This is a genomic window from Cytobacillus oceanisediminis, from assembly GCF_003182355.1.
GTDB lineage: Bacteria > Bacillota > Bacilli > Bacillales > Cytobacillaceae > Cytobacillus > Cytobacillus oceanisediminis_A.
The window spans coordinates 1-23021 of record NZ_QGTW01000020.1; the positions used below are offsets into that span (position 1 = coordinate 1).

General features: G+C 40.6%; 26 protein-coding genes and 1 riboswitch. Of the genes, 16 read left to right on the plus strand and 10 right to left on the minus strand.

The window, feature by feature from the left end; all coding sequences use genetic code 11:
• Positions 1-115: 115 nt before the first annotated feature.
• Complete coding sequence (locus tag DFO73_RS25275) at positions 116-922, minus strand: glycerophosphodiester phosphodiesterase (RefSeq protein ID WP_258309766.1); 807 nt, start codon at positions 920-922, stop codon at positions 116-118.
• A gap of 249 nt (positions 923-1171) precedes the next feature.
• On the opposite strand from DFO73_RS25275, the gene DFO73_RS25280 reads away from it, so the two are divergent.
• From DFO73_RS25280 to DFO73_RS25290, 3 genes are all read left to right on the plus strand, one after another.
• On the plus strand, positions 1172-2416 hold the full coding sequence (locus DFO73_RS25280) for a S8 family peptidase (RefSeq protein ID WP_110067453.1): 1245 nt from the start codon (positions 1172-1174) through the stop codon (positions 2414-2416).
• Between the two features lie 419 nt (positions 2417-2835).
• Positions 2836-3147, plus strand: coding sequence for a metal-sulfur cluster assembly factor (locus DFO73_RS25285; RefSeq protein ID WP_110067454.1), 312 nt, complete (start codon positions 2836-2838; stop codon positions 3145-3147).
• 133 nt (positions 3148-3280) lie between these two features.
• On the plus strand, positions 3281-3523 hold the full coding sequence (locus DFO73_RS25290; RefSeq protein ID WP_110067455.1) for a spore coat protein: 243 nt from the start codon (positions 3281-3283) through the stop codon (positions 3521-3523).
• Between the two features lie 55 nt (positions 3524-3578).
• Here the strand turns inward: DFO73_RS25290 and DFO73_RS25295 are convergent, their stop codons facing one another.
• Complete coding sequence (locus DFO73_RS25295) at positions 3579-3881, minus strand: hypothetical protein (protein WP_110067456.1); 303 nt, start codon at positions 3879-3881, stop codon at positions 3579-3581.
• 366 nt (positions 3882-4247) lie between these two features.
• Here DFO73_RS25295 and DFO73_RS25300 point away from each other — a divergent pair, with 366 nt between their 5' ends.
• From DFO73_RS25300 to abc-f, 6 genes are all read left to right on the plus strand, one after another.
• On the plus strand, positions 4248-4772 hold the full coding sequence (locus tag DFO73_RS25300; protein ID WP_110067457.1) for an NfeD family protein: 525 nt from the start codon (positions 4248-4250) through the stop codon (positions 4770-4772).
• Between the two features lie 15 nt (positions 4773-4787).
• On the plus strand, positions 4788-6344 hold the full coding sequence (locus DFO73_RS25305) for a flotillin family protein (protein WP_110067458.1): 1557 nt from the start codon (positions 4788-4790) through the stop codon (positions 6342-6344).
• 177 nt (positions 6345-6521) lie between these two features.
• Positions 6522-6629 carry a YjcZ family sporulation protein gene (locus tag DFO73_RS25310; protein ID WP_110067459.1) on the plus strand — a complete coding sequence of 36 codons (108 nt, stop codon included), beginning with the start codon at positions 6522-6524 and terminating at the stop codon, positions 6627-6629.
• 45 nt (positions 6630-6674) lie between these two features.
• Positions 6675-6797, plus strand: a complete 123-nt coding sequence (locus DFO73_RS25315) for a YjcZ family sporulation protein (RefSeq protein WP_110067460.1) — start codon at positions 6675-6677, stop codon at positions 6795-6797.
• A gap of 302 nt (positions 6798-7099) precedes the next feature.
• Entirely contained in the window at positions 7100-7300 is a 201-nt protein-coding gene (locus DFO73_RS25325) for a hypothetical protein (protein ID WP_110067462.1), read from the plus strand.
• Positions 7301-7646: 346 nt separating this feature from the next.
• On the plus strand, positions 7647-9419 hold the full coding sequence (gene abc-f, locus DFO73_RS25330; RefSeq protein WP_110067463.1) for a ribosomal protection-like ABC-F family protein: 1773 nt from the start codon (positions 7647-7649) through the stop codon (positions 9417-9419).
• A 256-nt stretch (positions 9420-9675) separates the two neighbouring features.
• Here the strand turns inward: abc-f and DFO73_RS25335 are convergent, their stop codons facing one another.
• On the minus strand, positions 9676-9996 hold the full coding sequence (locus DFO73_RS25335; RefSeq protein ID WP_110067464.1) for a hypothetical protein: 321 nt from the start codon (positions 9994-9996) through the stop codon (positions 9676-9678).
• A 338-nt stretch (positions 9997-10334) separates the two neighbouring features.
• Between DFO73_RS25335 and DFO73_RS25340 the strand changes: the two genes are divergently transcribed.
• Both DFO73_RS25340 and DFO73_RS25345 read left to right on the plus strand, forming a co-directional pair.
• The gene (locus DFO73_RS25340; protein ID WP_110067465.1) at positions 10335-10871 is read left to right on the plus strand and encodes an RNA polymerase sigma factor; all 537 of its coding nucleotides are present in this window, start codon (positions 10335-10337) and stop codon (positions 10869-10871) included.
• On the plus strand, positions 10846-11460 hold the full coding sequence (locus DFO73_RS25345) for a hypothetical protein (RefSeq protein ID WP_110067466.1): 615 nt from the start codon (positions 10846-10848) through the stop codon (positions 11458-11460). The genes DFO73_RS25340 and DFO73_RS25345 overlap by 26 nt, the downstream gene beginning before the upstream one ends.
• 256 nt (positions 11461-11716) lie before the next feature.
• On the opposite strand, the gene DFO73_RS25355 is transcribed toward DFO73_RS25345, so the two are convergent.
• From DFO73_RS25355 to DFO73_RS25380, 6 genes are all read right to left on the minus strand, one after another.
• Positions 11717-12460 carry a hypothetical protein gene (locus DFO73_RS25355; RefSeq protein ID WP_110067467.1) on the minus strand — a complete coding sequence of 248 codons (744 nt, stop codon included), beginning with the start codon at positions 12458-12460 and terminating at the stop codon, positions 11717-11719.
• Positions 12461-12813: 353 nt separating this feature from the next.
• Positions 12814-13587: a TatD family hydrolase gene (locus DFO73_RS25360; RefSeq protein ID WP_110067515.1), complete on the minus strand. Its 774-nt coding sequence runs from the start codon at positions 13585-13587 to the stop codon at positions 12814-12816.
• Positions 13588-13598: 11 nt separating this feature from the next.
• The gene (locus DFO73_RS25365) at positions 13599-14333 is read right to left on the minus strand and encodes an ABC transporter ATP-binding protein (protein WP_110067468.1); all 735 of its coding nucleotides are present in this window, start codon (positions 14331-14333) and stop codon (positions 13599-13601) included.
• Positions 14330-15097: an ABC transporter permease gene (locus DFO73_RS25370; protein WP_110067469.1), complete on the minus strand. Its 768-nt coding sequence runs from the start codon at positions 15095-15097 to the stop codon at positions 14330-14332. The genes DFO73_RS25365 and DFO73_RS25370 overlap by 4 nt, the downstream gene beginning before the upstream one ends.
• Positions 15094-15387 (minus strand): thiamine-binding protein, encoded by a 294-nt coding sequence (locus DFO73_RS25375; protein WP_110067470.1) that lies wholly within the window; start codon positions 15385-15387, stop codon positions 15094-15096. Before DFO73_RS25375 ends, DFO73_RS25370 begins: the two co-directional genes overlap by 4 nt.
• 14 nt (positions 15388-15401) lie before the next feature.
• Complete coding sequence (locus tag DFO73_RS25380) at positions 15402-16403, minus strand: ABC transporter substrate-binding protein (RefSeq protein ID WP_110067471.1); 1002 nt, start codon at positions 16401-16403, stop codon at positions 15402-15404.
• 123 nt (positions 16404-16526) lie between these two features.
• A riboswitch (TPP riboswitch) is annotated at positions 16527-16636 on the minus strand.
• 457 nt (positions 16637-17093) lie between these two features.
• Between DFO73_RS25380 and DFO73_RS25385 the strand changes: the two genes are divergently transcribed.
• Entirely contained in the window at positions 17094-17708 is a 615-nt protein-coding gene (locus DFO73_RS25385) for a cell wall hydrolase (protein WP_258309767.1), read from the plus strand.
• Positions 17709-17819: 111 nt separating this feature from the next.
• On the opposite strand, the gene DFO73_RS25390 is transcribed toward DFO73_RS25385, so the two are convergent.
• Entirely contained in the window at positions 17820-18233 is a 414-nt protein-coding gene (locus DFO73_RS25390; RefSeq protein WP_110067472.1) for a YkvA family protein, read from the minus strand.
• 146 nt (positions 18234-18379) lie between these two features.
• On the opposite strand from DFO73_RS25390, the gene DFO73_RS25395 reads away from it, so the two are divergent.
• The 4 genes from DFO73_RS25395 to DFO73_RS25410 all read left to right on the plus strand — a co-directional run bounded on the left by DFO73_RS25395 (position 18380) and on the right by DFO73_RS25410 (position 23004).
• Entirely contained in the window at positions 18380-19090 is a 711-nt protein-coding gene (locus DFO73_RS25395) for an NAD-dependent deacylase (protein WP_110067473.1), read from the plus strand.
• A 128-nt stretch (positions 19091-19218) separates the two neighbouring features.
• Positions 19219-19404 carry a twin-arginine translocase TatA/TatE family subunit gene (gene tatA, locus DFO73_RS25400; protein ID WP_026582264.1) on the plus strand — a complete coding sequence of 62 codons (186 nt, stop codon included), beginning with the start codon at positions 19219-19221 and terminating at the stop codon, positions 19402-19404.
• Between the two features lie 433 nt (positions 19405-19837).
• Positions 19838-21244, plus strand: coding sequence for a PTS system trehalose-specific EIIBC component (treP, locus tag DFO73_RS25405; RefSeq protein ID WP_110067474.1), 1407 nt, complete (start codon positions 19838-19840; stop codon positions 21242-21244).
• Positions 21245-21330: 86 nt separating this feature from the next.
• Positions 21331-23004 (plus strand): glycoside hydrolase family 13 protein, encoded by a 1674-nt coding sequence (locus DFO73_RS25410; protein WP_110067475.1) that lies wholly within the window; start codon positions 21331-21333, stop codon positions 23002-23004.
• Positions 23005-23021: the final 17 nt, after the last annotated feature.

The window sequence follows — 23021 nt, forward strand, 5'->3', positions numbered from 1 at the left end:
AAATTTTAGTATAACGGGGTTTTAAGCTAGAAAAAACAAAAATCCCCGAATAGATCCACTTTTTTTAAAGTGTCTACTATTCGGGGTTCAGTTCAGAAGGTCTGCTCCCTTTTTATTACTCAATAAGATCCAAATAGTCAGCAACAATCCCATCCAAAGGATAATGCTTCAATTTTTCAGCTTCTCTTTTCGATCTGACAGTCCAGGATACTGCTTTCATGCCATTTGCATGGATGAGATTAATCACACGCTTATTAACCACTGTCCATTTTGGATTTACATAACTCGCATATTTGGCTATCTCTTTAATTTCAATCTTGTCAGGTGGATAATTTATTAAGATGCCGACGGGCACTTCCGGTAGCAGTTCATGGAATTTTCTTATTGACTCCGTTTCAAAGGATTGAACAATAATATGATCTTCTCCTATAAGATGGAGCTTCCGTTTTTTTAGTTCCTTTGCTATAAGTTCCTCGATTCCAGGATATAAGGATGGCTTTTTCAATTCAATTAACAGCCCTACACGGTCCGCATATGCATCCAAAACCTCTTCAAACGATGGAATGCAAGCACCGCGGAACTTTTGGGAAAACCAGCTTCCTGCATCCATCTTCCTCAGCTCATCAAAGGTATAATCAGAGACCTTTCCTTTATTGTCGGTCGTACGGTCAACCAGCGTATCGTGAATCACCACAAGTTTTCCATCCTTGCTCAATTGGACATCTATTTCAAGATAATCTGCACCCATTTCAAGTGCACGGTCATAAGAAGGGAATGTATTTTCAGGACAATACCCGGCCGCACCGCGATGGCCAATTTTTTTTATTTTATGTGTAGAGCTGGCAATCTTTTTAATGCCGAAAAATGAGATAACTGTTGCCAAAGCTGTAAAAAAAGCATTTTTCATTACCTTCACAGTCATTTCTCCTCGCAATTTTTTGCTCATCTTAAAGGATACGAAAACATTTTGTCAAATATTCGTCACTCTAAAATAGATTCTTTGTGTAATTGAATCAATAGGCCTGATACTTTTTGAGCGGACAGTTATTTGGTAGTAGTTCTATTGATATAAAATAAATAGAATGGCTTATTGATGGTTTCGGAATATTTTAAATATACTAAATATACAACATGTGAGACGGAAATATTACAAATTGAGAGGAGAGAAGGAATGAAGAAAAAAAGAGTTTTGGGAACAGCATTACTCAGTATGACAATGGGATTGTCAATGTTTTCAGCAGGTGCATTCGGTCAGGCCCCGGAGGCAAAGGAGGATTACCGTGTTTGGATTCAGGGCCCTTCCGATGAAAAAAATAAACTGAAAACCCAATATGAAGCAAGGTGGGACTTTGACGAAAAAGGTTTTACAACCAATGTGAACAGTAAACAATACCAGGCATTGCTTAAAAATAAAAATGTAAAAATCCAGCTCGTACAGGAACACACAATCGATGCCAAACCAGGAACCGGGACTGAAGCAGTTCCATCTGATGGCACTCCTTGGGGAATTGAAGCGATTTATAATGACGGCAGCATCCAAGTCACTTCAGGTGGAAACGGCATAAAAGTGGCTGTCCTTGATACAGGGGTATATACCGGGCATGCCGATTTGGCAGGAAACGATGAGCAATGCAAGGATTTCACGCAAAGAAAGGACCCGCTTGTAAACGGCTCCTGCAATGATAGGAACGGCCATGGAACGCATGTGGCTGGTACGGTGCTCGCTCATGGCGGGGCGAATGGCCAGGGGGTTTATGGCGTTGCACCAGATGCAGACCTTTGGGCATATAAAGTGCTGAATGACCGCGGATCAGGATATTCGGATGATATTGCCGGTGCCATCAGGCATGCTGCTGACGAAGCAGAACGGACAGGTTCGAACGTAATCATTTCAATGTCACTGGGATCCAGCAGTAAAGATTCCATGATTGCAAGTGCGGTCGATTATGCTTACGGCAAAGGTGCCCTGGTTGTAGCCGCAGCAGGAAACAGCGGTCCTGGAAGCAATACTATTGGCTATCCGGGAGCACTATCAAATGCGATTGCTGTAGCAGCTCTCGAAGATGTTCAGGAGAACGGTACATACCGTGTGGCGGATTTCTCTTCACGTGGCAACCCTCTTACTGACGGAGACTATGTCATCCAGGAACGGGACGTGGAAGTCTCTGCTCCGGGACGCGCCATTGAATCAACCTGGTACAACGGATCCTACAACACCATTAGCGGAACATCCATGGCCACTCCACACGTCTCGGGGCTTGCTGCAAAAATCTGGTCATCCAATACAAATATGAGCAATACCCAGCTGCGTGCAGAACTTCAAAACCGAGCAAAGTTAAACGACATTAAAGGCGGCAGCGGTGCTGCCACAGGCGATGACTATGCATCCGGATTCGGCTTCCCTAAGGTAAAATAAAAAACTTTAGTATTATAGCCGGCTGGCCAAGGGATTGGCCGGCTTTTTCCTCCTTGGAGTGCCCAGAAATCTGTCAAGATGAAAACTGTATATAAATAACAGCTATACGTAATTAAAAAATTTAATGTGTAAATAAATTGGTCTATAAAAAAATTTATCCGCAAATAAATCAGAGTTATTCGTACATAGAACAGAGCAAACCGCAAATAAACGAAAGTTCCGGATGGAAACCTGCCACAAAGAATGGCGGAACTGACATTAAAAATATAAGTTTTATTCTCTTTGAGTAAAAACTCTCATAAAAAATCGAAAAAAGCAGCTTTTGGACCAACGTGTGATGCCTCTCACTTCGAAATGCCTCTTGAGTTTCTATAATGAGAATAAATCCTCATTAATAATCCAAATGGAGGTATCAGAAAATGAGCTCTCAGCTTAAAGATAAGGTTTTCGAAGCATTAGAAGAGGTTATCGACCCTGAGCTTGGAATAGATATTGTTAACCTGGGCTTGATCTATGAAGTAACCATCGAGGAAGATAAAGCGCATATTGTTATGACCATGACTTCAATGGGCTGTCCGCTGGCCGGGCACATCATGGCAGGGGTGAAAGCAAGTATCCTGGAAAATGTAGAAGAATTCAAGACTGTTAATGTAGATATTGTTTGGAGTCCGCCTTGGACGAAAGAAAGAATGTCCCGGTATGCACAGCTTGCTTTAGGAGTTCATAGTTAATGAACCAAATGGGAAGAAGGGAGATCCTTTCTTCCTTTTTTTATTTAATCGGGACAAAAACCCATTCCTATTTTTAAAAAATGAATATGATTTAGTGGGTATTTCTATTAGAAATTAAATGAGGAGGATTAAAATGAATAATATGCCACAAGAAATTTATTATACGGACCAAAGGATTAGGCCGTTTGGGTTTGGAAGGCCAGGATTTGGATTTGGCAGACCAGGGTTTGGGTTTGGCTTTGGCTTTCCTTTCTTTGGAGGCTTTTTAGGAGGATTGGCCCTGGGTGCGTTAGCAAGACCGCCTTATTATTATCCACCATATCCGTATTACTATCCACCATATCCATATTATCCTTATGGAGGATATTACTATTAAAATGTAACAAAGCTTTGTCCCCTATGAGGGACAAAGCTTTTTATATAAAGAGAATTCATTCCCATTCCTCATACAGGATAATTCCTCCGGTCAAGTCCAGTGTATTTCTTTCCCCTTTGTAAAAAAGCTTTCCTTCTTCTTTTACAACCAGATTTTCATAGGTAAATACGCTTTTTCCAGAAGGAAGCTGAATGACGATTTTTTGTCCAAGATCTTTCTTTGGCGCTTCAATTGTTATAAGGCTTTGAGAATAAAAATAAAGAGCTGTAAAGAGTGCGATTAAACTGCCCAATAGGATAATTGACACAAGTATAAATTTGCTTCTTGGCTTTTCCAAGTGTAGTTCAGTCCTTGTCATATTCCCTATCCCTCCACTAACTAAGTATATTTCTCTATTCCACCATTTCTCGGCACTTAATCCTAAAAAATGGTTTTTTCTCCCTGAATAAGGTATGCAAAAGGAGGCTTTAAAATGACAAAAATGGGCTGAAAGATAGACAAGCTATTTAATTTAATACACAAATTTAGAGCTCTGCTAGAAACTTGTCTTAATTTAAAGAATTATTTCCGAGAAAACGAAACATTTTAAAGTTTTCGGCCGTATATAAATTATCCTAGTAATGGGATTATCAGGAAGGGAGGAAAGGGTTTAACTTTTTTAAAGGCGATGCAGGGAAAGAGTGCGATTTGCTTTCAAAAAACATATTGATAAGGATGCTTGCCTATGGAATTATTCGGATTGCCTATTCAAACAATTTATCTCTACACACTTATTTTTTCAGGAATTTTAATTATTTTGTACATTTTTTTTGGCGATATGGCTGAGGGGCTTGGTGAGGCAGCAAGCTTTTTAAATCCGGTGCTGCTTCTTGCTTTTATCACATTTACTTCAGCTGCAGGGTATATTTTGGAATTGCTGACTTCACTTAATAGCCTCGTTAATCTTTTAATAGGAGCCGCGATTGCTTTGATTTTGGACACACTGCTGAATGTTTTTGTCCTGGTTCCTTTGTCTTCTGCTGAGGAATCCCTTGTCTATACAGAGGAGTCGTTAAGGGGAAGGGTTGGGACTGTTTTAATTCCTATACCTAAAGACGGTTACGGCGAGGTTATGATTGAGAATATTAGCGGAAGGATATCAAAGCCGGCTGAAAGCTATGAAAATACTTTTATTGCAGAAGGAAAAAAAGTCCTGATTGTCGATGTGGATAATGGAGTCATTCAAGTTATGGAACATGAACAAATATAGATAGGGGGAAACAGAATGCTAATGGTGTGGATCGTCGCCGGTATTGCCGCTTTTTTATTGATAGCATTATTGGGCGTATTTATTACAAAATACCGGACAGCAGGGCCGGATGAAGCTTTAATCGTAACTGGGAGCTACTTGGGCAGCAAGAATGTCCATATTGATGAATCAGGAAACAAAATAAAAATAATCAGAGGAGGAGGAGCCTTTGTCCTGCCTGTATTCCAGCAGGCAGAACCATTGAGTCTGCTATCAAGCAAACTGGAGGTAACTACTCCGGAGGTATATACCGAGCAGGGAGTTCCAGTCATGGCAGACGGAACGGCAATTATTAAAATAGGCGGAAGCATCGGAGAAATTGCTACTGCAGCCGAACAATTCCTCGGCAAGTCAAAAGAAGACCGCGAGAATGAAGCAAAGGAAGTTCTCGAAGGACATTTAAGATCCATTCTTGGTTCAATGACGGTTGAAGAAATATACAAAAATCGCGATAAATTTTCTCAGGAGGTCCAGAGGGTTGCTTCTCAGGATTTGGCCAAAATGGGTCTGATTATAGTTTCTTTTACCATTAAGGATGTCCGCGATAAAAATGGCTACCTGGATTCACTGGGAAGGCCAAGAATTGCCCAGGTTAAAAGGGATGCTGATATTGCAACTGCAGAAGCCGAAAAAGAAACCCGGATTAAGCGGGCTGAAGCGGATAAGGATGCCAAAAAGGCCGAGCTTGAAAGAGCAACTGAAATAGCGGAAGCAGAGAAAGAAAATCAAATGAAAATGGCTGACTACAGAAGGGACCAGGACATCGCCAAGGCCCGTGCCGACCAGGCGTATGATCTGGAGACAGCCCGTGCCAAGCAGGAAGTAACCGAGCATGAAATGCAAATCCGCATCATTGAGCGTCAAAAGCAAATCGAGCTCGAAGAAAAAGAAATATTAAGAAGAGAACGACAGTATGATTCCGAAGTGAAGAAAAAGGCTGATGCAGACCGGTACGCAGTTGAACAGGCGGCCGAGGCAGAAAAGAAAAAGCAAATCGCAGAGGCAGATGCCAACCAATATCGAATCGAGTCCCAAGCCCGTGCGGAAGCTGAGCGTGTAAGGGCAGATGGTTTGGCAAAGGCAGATTCCCAGCGCGCACAAGGTGAAACTGATGCAGAAATCATTCGCCTCAAAGGTTTTGCGGAAGCAGAAGCCAAAAGAAAAATTGCTGAAGCCTTTGAACAGTATGGCCAGGCAGCTATTATGGATATGGTCATCAAAATGCTTCCTGAATATGCGAAACAGCTGGCAAGCCCATTATCAAATATAGATAAAATCACAGTCGTCGATACGGGCAGTGACGGAAAAAATGGCGGTGCCAATAAGGTAACCGGCTATGCCACCAATTTGATGTCCACCATGCAGGAAAGCTTGAAAGCTTCATCTGGAATTGATGTGAAGGAACTCCTGCAGAATTTTTCAGGCAAAGGGAACGTCCGCCAAAGCCTGGATCAGCTCACAGAGGAATTAAAAGATAATAATCAAGGGTCAGCCCAAGAAGCGACAGAAACTAAAACAGTTAAAGAAAAATAATGAGTATGCCTATTTTTTTCTAAATAAATAGGGTGAAAATGCTGTTATATCAAGAAAAACAAGAAGCCTTCTCCAGGGAGGCTTCTTGTTTTTCGGGTAAAACTGTGTATTCGTCTATCGCACAAATTGGGTGAATTGAATAGGATATATTGAATCAAATAAAGGAGGTAATTGAATATGTCAGACGGATGCGGATACGGCGGAGGTTTCGCCCTTCTAGTTGTATTGTTTATTTTATTAATCATCATCGGTGCTTCTTGGGGTTACGGTGGCTACGGATACTAAAGAATAACAGCATGAAGTTTTCCCGGTAAAGGAGGGGATTCTATAATGTACGGCTACGGATATGGCGGCTATGGCTATGGCGGAGCTGGATATGGCGGCGGTTTTGCATTAATCGTTGTTCTATTCATTTTGCTTATTATCGTAGGTGCTGCTTGCTTTAAGTGGTAATAGAGTAAAAGAAAAGCAGGGGAAGTCCTGCTTTTCTTTTTATTTAGGGATACATATTTGGGGGCTGGCGCATGAAAGGAGCAAGCCTTTGGGGAACGGAGCGGTTTGCGGGTAAATGTATATATGAACCTGCGCACAAAATGGGGAGACCCGCGCGCATAAGAGAAACTTCCGCGCCGAAAGACGGGAAATCGCGCGTAAAAGTACCTCTAAAAAACTCTTCCCAACTTCTCATCTGTGTTTCCAATCACTCCAATTGGGGAAATGAATAACAACAAATTCTAAATGGGAGGTTGGCTGAAGTGGCTGAATTTAAAACACAGGATAGGGAAAATACGATGAGGGAGATTTATTCGATATTGGAAGGCGGACTCCAGCGGGAGATGCATCAAAAGGAGTATAAGCTTGTCTCCGAATGGGTGAGCGGTTTCAATCAGGAAGACCGGGCAACGATCTTAAATATGCTTAAAGAACTGACCAACAAGCATATTCGTATTGATTAATCAAAGCTGGCAGCTGGAGGGTCACAAAGGCCCAATCTGCAAAAAGTCTATTGACAAAAATAGCCACCGGATTCTATACTACAATCAAATAAGTTTGAAAGGGTGATTTAGGGGCATGAAGTTCTAATCTTATTTTTTCTGGTATCTTTTTATATTTTAAAAAGCTTTACCCGGAGAACATAGGATTAGTGTGCCCTATTTTAATCACCCCTTTTATCGGTATCTATAAAGGATAGCCATTTATGGTTATTGGCGGATTAATGTTTATTTAGGTGCGTTTTTTTATGTTTTGCACCATTCTAAAGATGGGTGCACGATCCTCTCCGGGAATCGGGGAGGTTTTTTTATGGGTAAAAATAAACAATTAAGCAGCAAGCAGCAAAATAGAAACATGCCGGTTCTTAAGGCTAGAGAGATACAAAAATCGTTTGCGGATAAAATGGTTTTTTCCAATCTTCAATTTGATATCTTCCAACAAGATCGAATCGGCCTTGTTGGTTTGAATGGAACTGGGAAAACTACTTTGGCTAATATTTTATTCGGAAGCACTCTAGCGGATACAGGGATAATCGAGCGGATGAAGGAGCCGTTCAGGATTGGATATCTTCATCAGGCAGCGGATTATTCTGTCAGTGATTTTCAGGAATTAAACCATAGATTTGATGAAGAAATACTCCATCAGGCGAGTAAATTGGGATTGGCAAATATTCAGGAGTGGAAGCAAGAAAGGCTGAGGTCATTAAGCGGCGGGGAAAGACTAAAGCTGTCTCTTGCGAAGGTTTGGTCTTCCAAACCGGATATGTTAATTTTGGATGAGCCGACCAACCACCTGGATTTAAAGGGGATAGAATGGCTTATTAACGAAATCAGCAAATTCAGCGGGCCTGTTCTGATGATTTCCCATGACCGCCATTTTCTTGATGAGGCAGCTCAGAAAATCTTTGAACTGCAGAATGGCAATCTTTCGATCTATATTGGGAATTACAGTTCATACCGGGAACAAAAAGAAAAAAACTATGAAGCTCAGCTCCATCAATATAACGTACAGAAAAGGGATATCCAGCGGATTGAAAACCAAATGGCCAATTTGAAAAAATGGTCAGAAAAAGCCCACCGGGAATCCACTAAAGGAGGCAGTCCTTCTGAAAATAGACAAATGGGCTTTAAAGAATATCACCGGGTGAAAGCAAAAAAGATGGATCAGCAGGTCAAGTCTAAAATGAAGAGACTTCAGCAGGAGCTGGAAAAAAATAAGGTCGAAAAACCGGATGAAGAGGCTAGGGTTCATTTTCAGTTTGATCCTTCTGGAAAAAGAGGGAAGAGAATTATTGAAGCCAAAGACCTTTCAAAGATATTCGCTGACAGGGTTCTCTTTACAGAAAGCCATTTTTATATAAAACACGGTGAAAAAATCGGCATTCTTGGAGGAAATGGGGCAGGAAAGACTTCTTTTATCCGTATGCTGCTAAATGAAATACCTGCATCTGGCGGAGAGCTGTGGAAAAGCGCCTCCTTAAAGATTGCCTATTTAAGCCAGGATGTCAGCGACCTGCCGTTAGAAAAAAATGCGATAGAAGCACTTAGTCTCACAGATCGGGAAACCATATTCAGGGCAAGGACACTTTTAGCAAATCTCGGATTGAAAGAAGCGAAGTTAAATCAGCCGATTAAGCATCTAAGCATGGGGGAGCGAATAAGAATTAAGCTCACAGATATGCTTTTGAAAGAATATGATGTGCTCATTTTAGATGAACCGACGAATCATTTGGATTTGCCAAGCAGGGAACAGTTTGAGAAAACGCTTAAAGATTTTACAGGCACGCTTATCATCATTTCGCATGATTTATATTTTTTGGAACAGCTAAGCAATAGATTGCTTGTCTTTGAAAAAAACAAAATAATCAGGTATGAAATGGGGCTAAAAGAATTTCGCGCAAATTCAAAGAAATCTCAATCGGGAAATAATACAGATGCCAGGAAACAACAAATCATGGTCATCGATAATCGAATCACCGCCATTTTAGGAGAGCTGAGTTCCCTTTCACCAGAGGACAGAAAATATGCTGAATTGGATCAAGAGTTCAAGGAATTATTAAAAGATAAGAAAAAACTGCTGTAATAAGAAAAAGGCAGACCCAAATGAAGCTGGGCCTGCCTTTTTTCAATAAAATTATTTTCAATACAGCCCTTATTGTTTCTTTGCATCAATTATCCAAAACTTTACATTAGCTATCTTTCGTGTGTTTCGTTTCCGTAATCATCGGTTGCCATCACTTCAATTGCTACACCAGGCGCATTTACATTCAATGTTGCTGTGTAGAGCCGACATAATGGCCTGGAGATTCTTCCATCATTGGAAAGATCAACAGCGTTTTTCAGCTGTGCACAGTATTCATTAATGGCATTCTGATGGCAAAAACACCTGTTACTCCTGGTTCGCTGTCAAATTCAATTTTTAAAGATTCGCCATTCTTAATCTCTTTGTGTTGCGTTGGGAGAAGATCTTTGATGATTGTTCCAAAAAAAGGAAACCCCTTCAAACTATAATAGACCGTCTCTGGAAGAAAAGGACCATTTAAAAAGTACTGAAGTAAATGATGAAAATGGTTGGAAAAAATAAGGAAAAGGAGGGAGGCAGTATTTTTCTGGAATGGTAAAATAAATAAAAAGAAGGGTAATCCAGGCAGATAAGCCAATCTTCCTGCTTTGGAGAAAAAACCATTTATATTCCAAAATATGGGTGTTTAGCGGTGTGAGGTTCACAGTTTTTTTCATTTTAGATGACATTTGGAATGTTACAGACCTATTATCACTATTGTGTATTTAGACAAATTTGAAGCAGTAGTAACAGATTTAAATTTAGGAAAAGGACAAATGGTTACTTTTTTCCTTTATATTCATATGTACAATATGGGAGAGCTGCTTCATTTTTGTCTGAGAAAATATAAACTAAGAGCTTCTTCTTAAAAAGCAGCGAAATAGTGTTTCTTTTTTTCATCTGATTCGTCTAATAATATGCGAGGGGGCGCCACAAATGGAGAAAATATCTGCTGAAGCATTTGAAGACATGTACAACGAATATAGCGACCGAATTTATGGGTACATTTTTCTTTTCGTAAACGATAAAGAGGTTGCAGAAGATTTAACCCAGGACACATTTATTAAAGCCTATAAATATATGAGTCAATTTAATGGGGAATCTCAAATCTTTACGTGGCTTGTACGGATATCTAGAAATGTTGCCATTGATTATTTGCGAAAGAAAAACAGGTTTAGATTTTTTTCCATTGAGAAATTACAATTGCCTTCTGATGATGATACTCCCACGGAAATTATTATTAAGGGAGAAAAAGTAACGCTCTTATATGAAGCGATCCGTCATTTGAAATTAAGCTATCAAGAAGTGCTGATTTTAAGAAAAATAAAGGAGTTTTCCATTAAGGAAACGGCCGAAATTTTGAATTGGAATGAGAATAAAGTAAAGATCACCACTTCCAGGGCACTCGCAGCGCTAAAAAAAGAACTGGAGAAAAGGGGGGAGATCCATGAAGAACTCATCCGGATTCGATAATTCCTTCCGTGAATTAAACCGGATTCCACGCCCGCAAAAACAAAAACAGGAGAGCTTTCGGAAAATAATCAATGAAATAGAACGGAAACCGGCTTTGGAAAGAAACATTTTCCCTCGCTTTCTAACTGCTGCCGCTGCATTGGCTGCCTGTTTGCTTTTCGCATTCCTCATTTATTCTGAGGATTATATGAACCGCGGCAGCAATGGGGCAGACATGATTGAAATAGGCAATAGTATTATTACCCAGACAGCAATTTCTTTATCGGAATCGGAGAAGACATTTTCGGCAGAACCGAATTATTCAGCCAAATCAGCGATCGTACAAGATGAAAAATGGGAAAAAGCAGCCAGAAATGCTATTGATTCTGCACAGCCCGCAGATGTAGTTTTCTCATCTGAACCGCTTTATGATGTACAAATCATGTTAAAAGGCAAAGAGCCGATCAAGCTTAAAATCTGGGTTGAGCAAGGCAAAGTATTTTTCAGCCCAACAGCTAGCGAAGAAGTGTACAAAGTTTCCACTGAAGAAAGCGCCCTTTTCCTGGAATACTTAAAAGCAATATCTGAAAGCATTCAAAAGACTCCTTAAACTGGCATGGAATGACCTGCTCGGACCATTATTGTATTTAAATGATGAAAGCTTATACACCCTGCAAATCGGTCTTCAAACTTTCAAAGGTACAGTACAGACACAATGGCATTACTTGATGGCCATGTCAGTTATGTTGCTGCTTCCTGTAGTGCTGTTATTCTTTTTCTTCCAAAAGCACTTTATTGAAGGTTCGAACATAGCATCAGGTACCAAGGGTTAAAAAATCGGCTAAGCTGCTGCTTAGCCGATTTTTTTATTGTATTGGACAGTAAGTCCTCCATTCTCCTTGAACGCACACCTTGTGGCGTGGAACATAGCAATAAGCCGTAACAGCATCTGCATTCAAACCGCTTGCAGACAGCTGGGAAGAGACAGAAGCCTCAGATTCCATATCTGCTGGAGCACAAGAATAACCGCCGCGCCATTCATATTTTGTACAGTAGTAGCAGAGTTCGCCTGCTGCTATATTTTGATCAGAAGAGACCTCTAAGTTTTTTGATGCCTCCTCGAGCATCTGTTTCTTTTTCACTTCCACTTCAGTGAGGTACTCTTGAAACATGCTATTATCGGAAACATCTATTTTGCTTTCCTCACCTTTCCGCAGGTCTTTTACATAGAATGCCTGATCGTCCATAAGCCTGCTATAGTCAACGAGGCGGGCTTTTAATCCGCTTCCATCGAACTCGTATGAAAAGGATAAAAGGGAGGAGAAATTTACAATTGCATCTTCATTCATGAAAAACTCTTTTGCATTATATTCCATTTCATATTGGACAGCCCACCCATACTGGGTGCCATTCTCATCAATAAGAGGCTTTGGCTGTACGGGAGCATCCGTTAGGAAGTAAGATTTAAATTCCTTATACTCATCAGCCTTCTTTACTGCCTTAATGAATTCTTTTTCACTCAAATCTGCAGCACCGCTTTTAGGCTGTGCAAATACACTTCCAGAGAAAGCTAGTAAAATAGTCAATAGCAAGAAAATATATTTTTTCAAGTTCATACCTCCTAAAAGTATCGTCCAATATAAGATTAACTTAAATTTCCAATATAAGGAATGGTGCGAAATGATTATATTTATCTAGTATATTATGACTATTCTTATATTTCGAAGGCCAAGAGTATGATCAGCATAAAGAACGCAAGTGGAATAAAAGAACTGCTGCTAAGGAGGCCGAATAAAACAATAACTCGGTTAAGGAAAAGAAGCGGTATCAAAAAGTGTATTTGAAGCAAGCCCTTCACTAAAAAATGGATGAAGAACATTAAAACGGCCATTTGGATATCAAATGGCCGTCTAGTCCAAAAATAAGCAGCTTCAAAGTTCCTAATAAAAGACGTTTAATAAAATCATATATTATAGAAGCTTCTAGTGTTTTGGTATAGCAGTCTATAAACACTTTCTAATGGCTTCTTCTTTATATCTGCCAAGGTTTTGATAGCATGATGCATCATCGAAGGATGGGTATGCTGGCCTTTGAACGGCCCTTGAAAGGGCCATGGCCCATCAGTTTCTGCCATCATCTTATCCAGCGGATAATTACGGACAAGATCCTGAATTTCCTTTTCATAGACGATATCTGGAGTAAAGGATATGAAATACCCGTTGGAAATTAGCCTGCTGACAGTTGCATGGTCACCCTTAAACCAATGAAAGTGGGCCTTATGGACAGAATGCTTTTCCAATAGATTGCATACAATCGGTGCATCATCATATACAGCATGAAGGGCAATGGGCTTTTCCCATCTTTTAGCCAATTTAATAAATTCTTCGAGAAGAACTATATAACCTTCAATCTGAAAGGCACTGCCAGCTTGCTTTCTCCTTAAATAGTATGGCAGCCCGACCTCTCCCACAGCCGTCATTTGATCTTTATGAGCTTCCATCCAGGAAAAGAGTTCTGAAAGCTCCTGATCGTTTGGCAAATCTTGTTCAGGATGAAAACCATAGGCAGGCTTTATATTAGGGTATTCGTAAGAGAGCCCAAGATTCCGTTTGCAGGACTCTAAATCAAATGAAACCGTAATGACTGATAGCTGAAAAGAGGAATCTTTAAAGATTTCGGTTATTTCTTCATCGCTATATTTATCAAGATGAATATGGGCATCAATTAATTTATCCAAAATATTCACCTCTATTGATTTTTCAAGGCCGTATGTATTTCTTTTTTGCATGCCAGGAATTTTTCATCGAGCAGGAGTTCTCCTTCTCTAGGCCGGGAAAAGGGCACGTTAAATTCATGGACTACTTTAGCGGGCTTGCTGCTGAGAATTAGTATACGGTCAGAAAGATATATCGCTTCTTCTATATTATGTGTTACAAATAAGATGGTCGGCTTATGTTCACTCCATATGTCAAGCAGCCATTTTTGCATATCATGGCGGGTCAGTTCATCCAAAGCAGAAAAAGGTTCATCCAGCAGGATGACTGGCTGCGGGCTTAAGAGTGCCCGAATAAAAGCAGCCCTTTGCTTCATCCCGCCTGAAAGCTCATGTGGATAGGCATTTTCATAGTCTGTGAGCCCTGCTTTATGAAGCATTTCCCGGGCTGTCTCAGGATTTGCCTTCCCTTTAAGCTCCTGGCCGAGCAGGACGTTCTGGAGAATCGTTCTCCATGGCATTAAGGAAGGTGTTTGAGGCATATAGCTGATAGATCCCCGTTTGCCGTTGATTTTCTCTCCGCTCAGCCGAATCGTACCATCATCAGGCAGAAGCAAACCGCCAATCAGGTTAAATATAGTGCTTTTCCCGCTTCCGGATGGACCGAGGATCGAGACAAATTCGCCATCGTTTATATGAAAGCTCATATTGCTTAAAACCAGGTTTGACTCAAAGCTTTTCGTTAAATGCTCAAGGGATAACTGTATCATTTTTTAACACTCTCCTGTGTTTTCCATTTAACCAGCAATCGCTCTGCCAAAAGAATAGTTCCAAAAAACAGCAAGCTAAGCACCATGATGGCAAAGATGGCTACGAATACACGGTCCGTCCGAAACGACGAGGAGGCAAGTGTCATATACACACCAATACCGGCCTTTGCGCCTAGCCATTCAGATATTACAGCTCCCATTACACTGTAGGTTGCAGAGATTTTCAGGCCGGAAAATAAAGAAGGAAGTGAATATGGAAGTTCCAATTTCCAAAACAGCTGTCCTTTACTTGCCCCTGCCATAAGCATATAGTGCTTAAGTTCTCGGGGGGTTTGCCTGAAACCGTCCAAAGCGGCAACAGTAATCGGGAAAAAGCAAACTAATGTGATGACAATCAGTTTCGGAAGAATGCCGAATCCAAACCACACAACAAGCAAAGGGGCCAGGACAATGATTGGTACATTTTGCGAAAGGATGAGAAGCGGGTAAATCGACTCCCTTAAAAAAGGCAATAAGTGCAGCAATACGGCTGTAAGCAAGCCGATTCCCGTACCAATCGCAAACCCCAGTAAAGAAAGCATGACAGTGGATTGAAGATGAAGGCGAAAGCCGTCCCATCCGGTAATTGCTTCCTGAAAAATATCAGTCGGCGGCGGCAGCAGCCATGCAGGGATTTCAGCCAGCAGGACTGCCAGCTCCCACACAATGAATAAAAGGAGGAGAACCGCAGCCGGTCTCCATCCTTTCATTAGAACATTTTTCATGGACGGTATTTCTCCGTTAAATCATTCATTTCAATTCCAGTTGGCTGATAAAGAATCTTCACCTGTGAGATAACATTCCTGCTTCCTATTTCAATCATTTTGGTATTCATATCTGCGATGATTTTCAATAAATGCTCCAGATCACCTTCCATCGTGGTTTCCAGGGGATGAACTTCATATTTAACCCCGGATTCCTGTATTACGCTGATGGCTTCGTCAACATATGGGATAACATTTTCCCCATTTTTTGTTTTCGGTATGATTTGTATGCTTACAAGTGCGTTTGCCATTTCATTAACTCTCCTTATTCCGGCAGGAAGTCGTTAGTAAAAGCTTTGCCGGCATCTAATTCTTTATCTAATAGGCCATTTTCATGCATCCACTCTGCATAGTTTTCCCAAACTTCAAGCTTTTGCTCACCCCATCTGGCTGCATCGTCCTTATAACGGGGGGAAAGCCATTCCTGGCTCTTTTTAACCAGTTCACTGTCAAGGTCTGGAGCGTTCTCGAGAAGGATATCAGCTGCTTCGCCAGGATTCTCGATAGCATATTCATAGCCTTTGGATGCCGCCTTGACAAAAGCTTTTACGGTATCCGGATTATCTTTTATCATTTTCTCATTGGTTGCCAATACAGGTGTGTAATAGTCCAGTTTTTCCGAGTAGTCAGTCAGATAGACCATATTAATCTTTTCCCCTCGAAGCTCTGCTTCTACACCTGTCCAGCCATAATAAATCCATGCAAAGTCTATATCTCTTTTAACTGCTGTAAAAAAGTCGGCATCCCCCATATTGACAAAAGACACTTTCTCAACATCGGCATCTTCTGTTTTCATCAGGGACTCGATTACCGATTTCTCAACCGGCGCTCCCCAGCCGCCATAAGTTTTCCCCTCAAAATCCTTTGGTGATTTAATATTTTTATCTGCAGGGGAAGCAAAGCCGGATGTATTATGCTGAATAACAGCAGCGATTGATACGAGCGGAACACCCTGTACCCGGGCTTCCGTGATGCTTTCCTGATAGCTGACGCCGAAATCAGCTTTACCTGAAGCGGTCAGCTGGTCTGCACCTGCTTCTCCAGGCATAATGATTTCCACGTCCAGCCCTTCTTCTTCAAAATAGCCTTTGTCCTTAGCTGTGTATAAGCCTGTATGATTGGTATTTGGAGTCCAGTCCAGAACGACAGTGACTTTTTTTAGTTCTTCCTTGTCTGCATTTTCGCCTTCTTGCTTAGCTTCCTGTCCATTTCCGGCACAGCCGGCGAGCATCATAACAAAACAAACTGCTGCAATCCATTTTTTCATCATTAAACCTCCTGTAAGTCTATATGTAGTGTTTTTTAATTATCGGAAAGATAATTATAGCTTGCCCTGAAAAAATAAAAACGCCCCGGCATAAATACCAGAGCGCATATAAACAAACATTTTTATGTTTAAAGATATGTTCCCTACGCTGGTATAAGCCAGATCAGGTTCTAAGGGTCAACATCTTATGGATGAAGTCTCAACCAGCTATACCGGTTCCCCTACATTTCTTGCTATTCAATTATGGCATATATAATCTGCAAAAAATACCTTAATAAGACGTCCTAGCTTCAGGCTTCTATGACTTTCCTTTACTATTATAACAAAAGGTATAAAAATGGACAGTAAAAAGGTTAAGATGGGAAAATTCCTCTAATTGCCTGCTAACTTAGTCATTAGCCGATAAACCAATTAGTTCGGCCAATACTTCATTGAATAAGGCAGATAAATTCTTCAAATTTGCCGTTTTTCACGTGCTGCTCTTTATCTCAATGGTGCTAAAATAACACATTTGGCCGGTAATTTTCTCGAAACGGCCGGTATTTCTCAAATCAGCCGGTAAAAGCTTTTTTTGCCAGCCAATGCCTTCAAAACCATGGAAAGAATTGAGTTTGGAGAAGCTGCAATATATATGTTATGGTATTAAGATGTTGTTTAAAAGGAGCTTAATTGGAAATAGGAGGAGATAGAATGAAGATTCTTGCAGGAGTTTTAGCAGGAATGATCGCAGGCTTATCAATGCTCTCTTTCCATTTTGTTCAATCCAAAGATAATATTGCAAATGCCCAAACACTAGATGAAGTGAATGTATATACAGTTAAAAAGGATGATTCCCTTTTTAAATTAGGTATAAAATATGGTGTTTCAGAGCTGGATTTGAAAAAAATGAACCATAAATTTTCGGACAAAATTAAGCCAGGTGAAAAGCTTATTATCCCAAAGCCATTGATTACAAAAGCTGAAAAAGATTTATTGGCAAGGCTTGTACATGCCGAAGCAAAAGGTGAACCTCATGCCGGCAAAGTTGCAGTCGCACTTGTTGTGCTTAATCGTGTCACCGACGAAAGATTCCCTGATAAAATCAAGGACGTCATTTATGAAAAAAGGCAGTTTCAGCCTGTTGATAATGGCAGCATTAATAAGCCTGCAGATCCAAAAGCTAAAAAAGCAGTAAATGAAGCACTTGCTCTTGAAGGCCAGGGCCATGATTCAGTATTTTTCTTTAACCCTGACAAAACAAGCAGCAAATGGCTGCGCACAAAAACGGTTACGACTGAAATTGGAAATCACCGTTTTGCAAAATAAACCTCCAGCACCTTGCAGGAGGTTTTTCTGCTATTAAAGAAACGTTGCTTATCGTTTCTAAGTTAGTCTTCGTCGCTTTTTATTTGTTCAGAAGGATACCAATGCTTTCTCTTATTCTATTTCAATAGCCCGGCTTTGCTTCCAGATTTTAAATTTTTCTAGTTCCCCTGTAATTTGGCTTACAGCAAATCCAAGAACAGCTACATCATCAATGATCCCCATTCCTGCTAAAAAATCAGGTACAAGATCTATAGGTGAAACAAAGTACAAAATCGAAGCAATAATAAAGAGGATTGATTTTTTTGAAATATGCCGGTAATCTCCTTTTGACCAGGTTTTAATCAAGTCAATCAGAAGCTGAAATTTTTCCCATATATCGCTTAATGAAGATTTATTTTGATTTGCTTTTGTTGTCGCCTTGCTTAGCAATCCTCTTGTTTTTTCAGGATCTTCCGCATATCTCTTGGCCCTTGAAGAGAACCTTTTATAGCCTTCCCGGTAATTTTTTGTTTCGGTCTCTTGCATTGCACTCACTCCTATATTGAAAAATGGCGTAAACAGATATATTCTATTATTTACCGCATACATAGGATTACATAAACATTTTATCCTTTTAAAAAAGCGGAAATCGTACTTTGAGTGGAGAAAACTATATATCGGAGCTGATATTTATGCTTGGGAAATGGCTGAAAGAATCAAAGTATACCGTTATTTTAACTGGAGCAGGCATGTCCACGGAGAGCGGGCTGCCTGATTTCAGGTCAGCTGATAAGGGAATGTGGAAGAAGAAGGATCCTGGGAAAATAGCCAGTACAGAAGCTTTAAATCATAATGTAAATGAGTTTATTGAATTTTACCGGTACAGGGTCACAGGCTTAAAAGAATGTAAGCCTCATAAAGGGCACTATATTCTTGCAAATTGGGAAAAAAGGGGCATTCTCCAAAGTATCATTACCCAGAATGTAGATGGATTCCATGGGCTGGCCGGCAGCCGAAATATTGCAGAGCTGCACGGGAACCTGCAAACACTGCATTGCCAGGTATGCAAAAAAGAATTTCCGAGCGAGGAATATTTGCATGATCATTATCAGTGTAATTGCGGAGGTGTACTTCGCCCTTCAATCGTCTTATTTGGTGAAATGCTTCCAGATCAGGCACTGGATTTTGCTGCAGAAGAATCAGAGAAGGCTGAACTCTTCATTGTACTCGGTTCATCCTTGACCGTTACCCCGGCCAACCAATTCCCGCTAATAGCCAAACAAAACGGTGCAAAGTTTGTAATCGTTAATATGGAGCCTACGGATTATGATTTTTATGCGGATGAAGTTATCCATAACCGTAAGATTGGCGAGGTGTTAGATGAGCTTGATAGAGTTATCTAAAACTAAAAGTAAAACTCCGGCTATTCATTTTTCATTCTTTCTACTATAATGGACAGTGAACCTTGATTTTGGCAATTGTCTTTTTTCGAATATTCCTCTTGTGATTCGATAAATAAGGAGTGTATAGAATGTTAACAAACATTGGTATTCCTGGTTTAATCCTCATATTGGTCCTGGCTCTTATTATCTTTGGGCCAAAGAAGCTGCCTGAAATAGGGAAAGCTTTCGGAGAAACCTTAAAGGAATTTAAAAAGTCTACTCGTGAATTAACAAATGATGATGACGATGATAAAAAGAAAGAGCAGCTTAAATAAGATTTAAAGCCGGCTTGCAGACCAATTAAGGTGTGCAAGCCGGCTTTTTTATTTTGGGCTCTGTTAAACTTGGCTGCTGATTTCTGCTCCAGGCGTTCGCTTTCCACGGGCGGTCCGACGCTCCAATCAACAGGGGCCAATATCAACACAGAGATTTAACAAAGTCTTTTTTAAAGAGTTTTTCTGGATCTGGGTGGGTATATAGCAGGTGAAAAGTAACAGCAATGAAAAAATAGTTGACGAACATGTATATACAAGATAGAATGAAAGCGTAAACAGTCCATGTATATACAAGTTGATTTTCAATAGACTGGTTAACGACTTGTATGATCCAAGAAAAATGGATATAAATGTAAAGCTCGAGAACAATATAGATGAACCTTACAGCTGTTTTTTCAAAAGAATGAAAACGGTAACAGGAGGAGAGAGAAGAATGAGTGCAAATAAACAGTCAGCTGAGCAAATAGTAGAAGCAATTGGCGGCAAAGAGAATATCGCAGCTGCCACTCATTGTGTTACACGGTTGCGTTTTGCGTTAAAAGATGAAGGGAAAGTTGATAAGGAAAAGCTTGAAAATATAGATGTTGTAAAAGGCTCATTTTCCTCCAACGGACAATTCCAGGTTGTTATTGGACAGGGGCTCGTTGATAAAATTTATAAAGAAATGACGGAAGCTACAGGTATTGGGGAATCTTCAAAAGAAGAAACAAAAAGTGCAGCTGCCGAGAACCTGAATCCATTGCAGCGCGGAATTAAAACGCTGGCGGATATCTTTATCCCAATTTTGCCTGCTATTGTAACAGCAGGTTTGTTAATGGGTATAAACAATATTATGACCGCGCCTGATATTTTCTTTGATGATCAGTCGTTTGTTGAGGTTTATACAAACTGGGCTGATTTGGCTGGCATCATCAATTTAATTGCCAATACTGCATTCGTATTCCTGCCAGGTTTGATTGGCTGGAGTGCGGTAAATCGATTTGGCGGAAGCCCGCTTTTAGGTATGGTATTAGGTTTAATGCTTGTCCACCCGGATCTTTTAAACGCATGGGGCTATGGTGCAGCAGAGGAAATTCCAAAATGGAACCTATTTGGACTTGAAGTAGAAAAGGTAGGCTATCAGGGCCAAGTGCTGCCAGTGTTATTTGCTTCATATGTACTCGCAAAGATTGAAGTATTTTTACGAAAAAGAATTCCGGATGCATTTCAGCTATTGACTGTTGCTCCAATCGCTTTATTGGTTACAGGTTTCTTATCATTCATTGCTATTGGACCAATCACATTTACAATCGGAAGCTGGATAACGAATGGTGTTGTCGGAATCTTTGATGCCGTACCAGCTCTTGGCGGGCTTATATACGGCGGATTATACGCACCGCTGGTTATCACTGGGATGCACCATACATTTCTTGCGGTCGACTTGCAGTTAATTGGCAGCATCGGCGGAACTTTTTTATGGCCAATGGTTGCCCTGTCCAATATTGCACAGGGATCAGCAGCTTTGGCAATGATGCTATTAAGCAAAGGAAACGAAAAGTTAAAGGGTCTTGCACTGACTTCATCCATTTCAGCATACTTGGGCGTAACGGAACCAGCAATGTTCGGGGTTAACCTTCGCTTTAAATATCCGTTCTTCGCAGCAATTATTGGTTCTGCGATCGCCGGAATTTTTATCACCATCAACGGCGTTAAAGCACCATCGATCGGTGTAGGAGGATTGCCGGCATTCTTCTCTATTTTTGCCGAAAACTGGGGAGCTTTCTTCATTGGAATGGGAATTGCGCTGGTCGTACCGTTCATTCTGACAATGGTCTTTTCCAAATTTAAAAAAGCTGAATAATTTTTTGATACCATGGGATTGCTTGATTCCATGGTATCTCCATTTTTTTTGTGAGCGAAAATTTATCTTTTATCGGAGGCTGCCAGATGAAGAAGCAATGGTGGAAAGAGAGTGTCGTCTATCAAATCTATCCGCGGAGCTTCATGGATAGCAATGGCGATGGAATAGGAGATCTGAAGGGAATCATCTCCAGGCTCGATTACTTAAAGGAGCTTGGAATAGACGTTGTTTGGCTTTCGCCTGTTTATAAATCACCTAATGATGATAATGGTTATGATATTAGCGATTATCAGGGGATTATGAGTGAGTTTGGAACAATGGAAGATTGGGAAGAACTTCTTGACCAGATGCATAAGAGAGGCATTAAGCTCATTATGGATTTGGTTGTAAACCATAGTTCTGACGAGCATATTTGGTTTGCTGAAGCCAGGAAATCGAAAGACAATCCATACAGGGATTACTACATATGGCGTGAAGGCAAGAACGGAAAAGAGCCGAACAACTGGGGAAGCAATTTTGGAGGATCGGCCTGGGAGCTTGATGAAAATACTGGCGAATACTATTTGCATCTATTTTCGAAGAAGCAGCCAGATTTGAATTGGGAAAATCCTAAACTAAGGAATGAAATCTATGACATGATGACATGGTGGCTTGAAAAAGGCATTGATGGATTCAGAATGGATGTTATCAACTTCATTTCCAAAGTGGACGGCCTGCCTGATGATGAACCAAAGCCTGGAAAGAAATATGCTTCAGGCAGCATGTATTACCGCAATGGACCAAGAATCCATGAATATTTGAAGGAAATGAATGAAAAAGCTTTATCCAATTATGATGTGATGGCTGTAGGTGAAATGCCTGGCGTTACACCTGAGTGGGCCAGGCAGTACACTGGCGAAGACCGAAACGAATTAAATATGGTATTCCAATTTGAACATGTCAGCCTTGATAACGGGCCAAATGGGAAATGGGATCTTAAGCCTCTTGCTTTGCGGGATTTAAAGAACAATCTTACCAAATGGCAAAATGAACTGGATGAGATTGGCTGGAACAGTCTTTATTTTAATAATCATGACCAGCCGCGCTCAGTTTCAAGATTCGGCAATGACAGCAAGTACCGGGAAAAGTCAGCTAAGATGCTTGCAACGCTGCTTCACATGATGAAGGGGACTCCCTATATTTATCAGGGTGAGGAAATCGGTATGACAAATGTCCGGTTTGAAAGCATTAATGAGTACAAAGATATTGAAACTCTCAATTTTTATAAAGAAGCGCTCAATGATGGCTGGACTGAACAGGAGGCCTTGGAAAGCATCTATGCAAAAGGGCGTGACAACGCTCGAACACCGATGCAATGGGATTCGTCTGAACATGGCGGATTTACTGAAGGTACTCCCTGGATAAAAGTGAATCCAAATTATAAAAATATAAATGCAGCACAGGCGCTGAAGGACCCAGACTCTGTTTTTCATTATTATAGAAAGCTCATTGAACTAAGAAAGCAGCATGAAATCATTGTTTATGGAAAATATAACTTAGTTTTAGAGGACCTTCCTGAAGTTTATGCTTATACGAGAAGCCTTGTCGATCAGACACTTCTTGTTCTATGCAATTTTTACGATGGAACCCCTGAAATTGAAGTCCCAGCAGATATACAGGGATCCAGCCCTAAGGTACTGATTGGGAATTATAAAGATTTACAGAGAAGCGGAACGATTAAGCTGCGGCCGTATGAAGCACAGGTCCTTCTCTTTAATTAAAAATACTAAAACAGGTG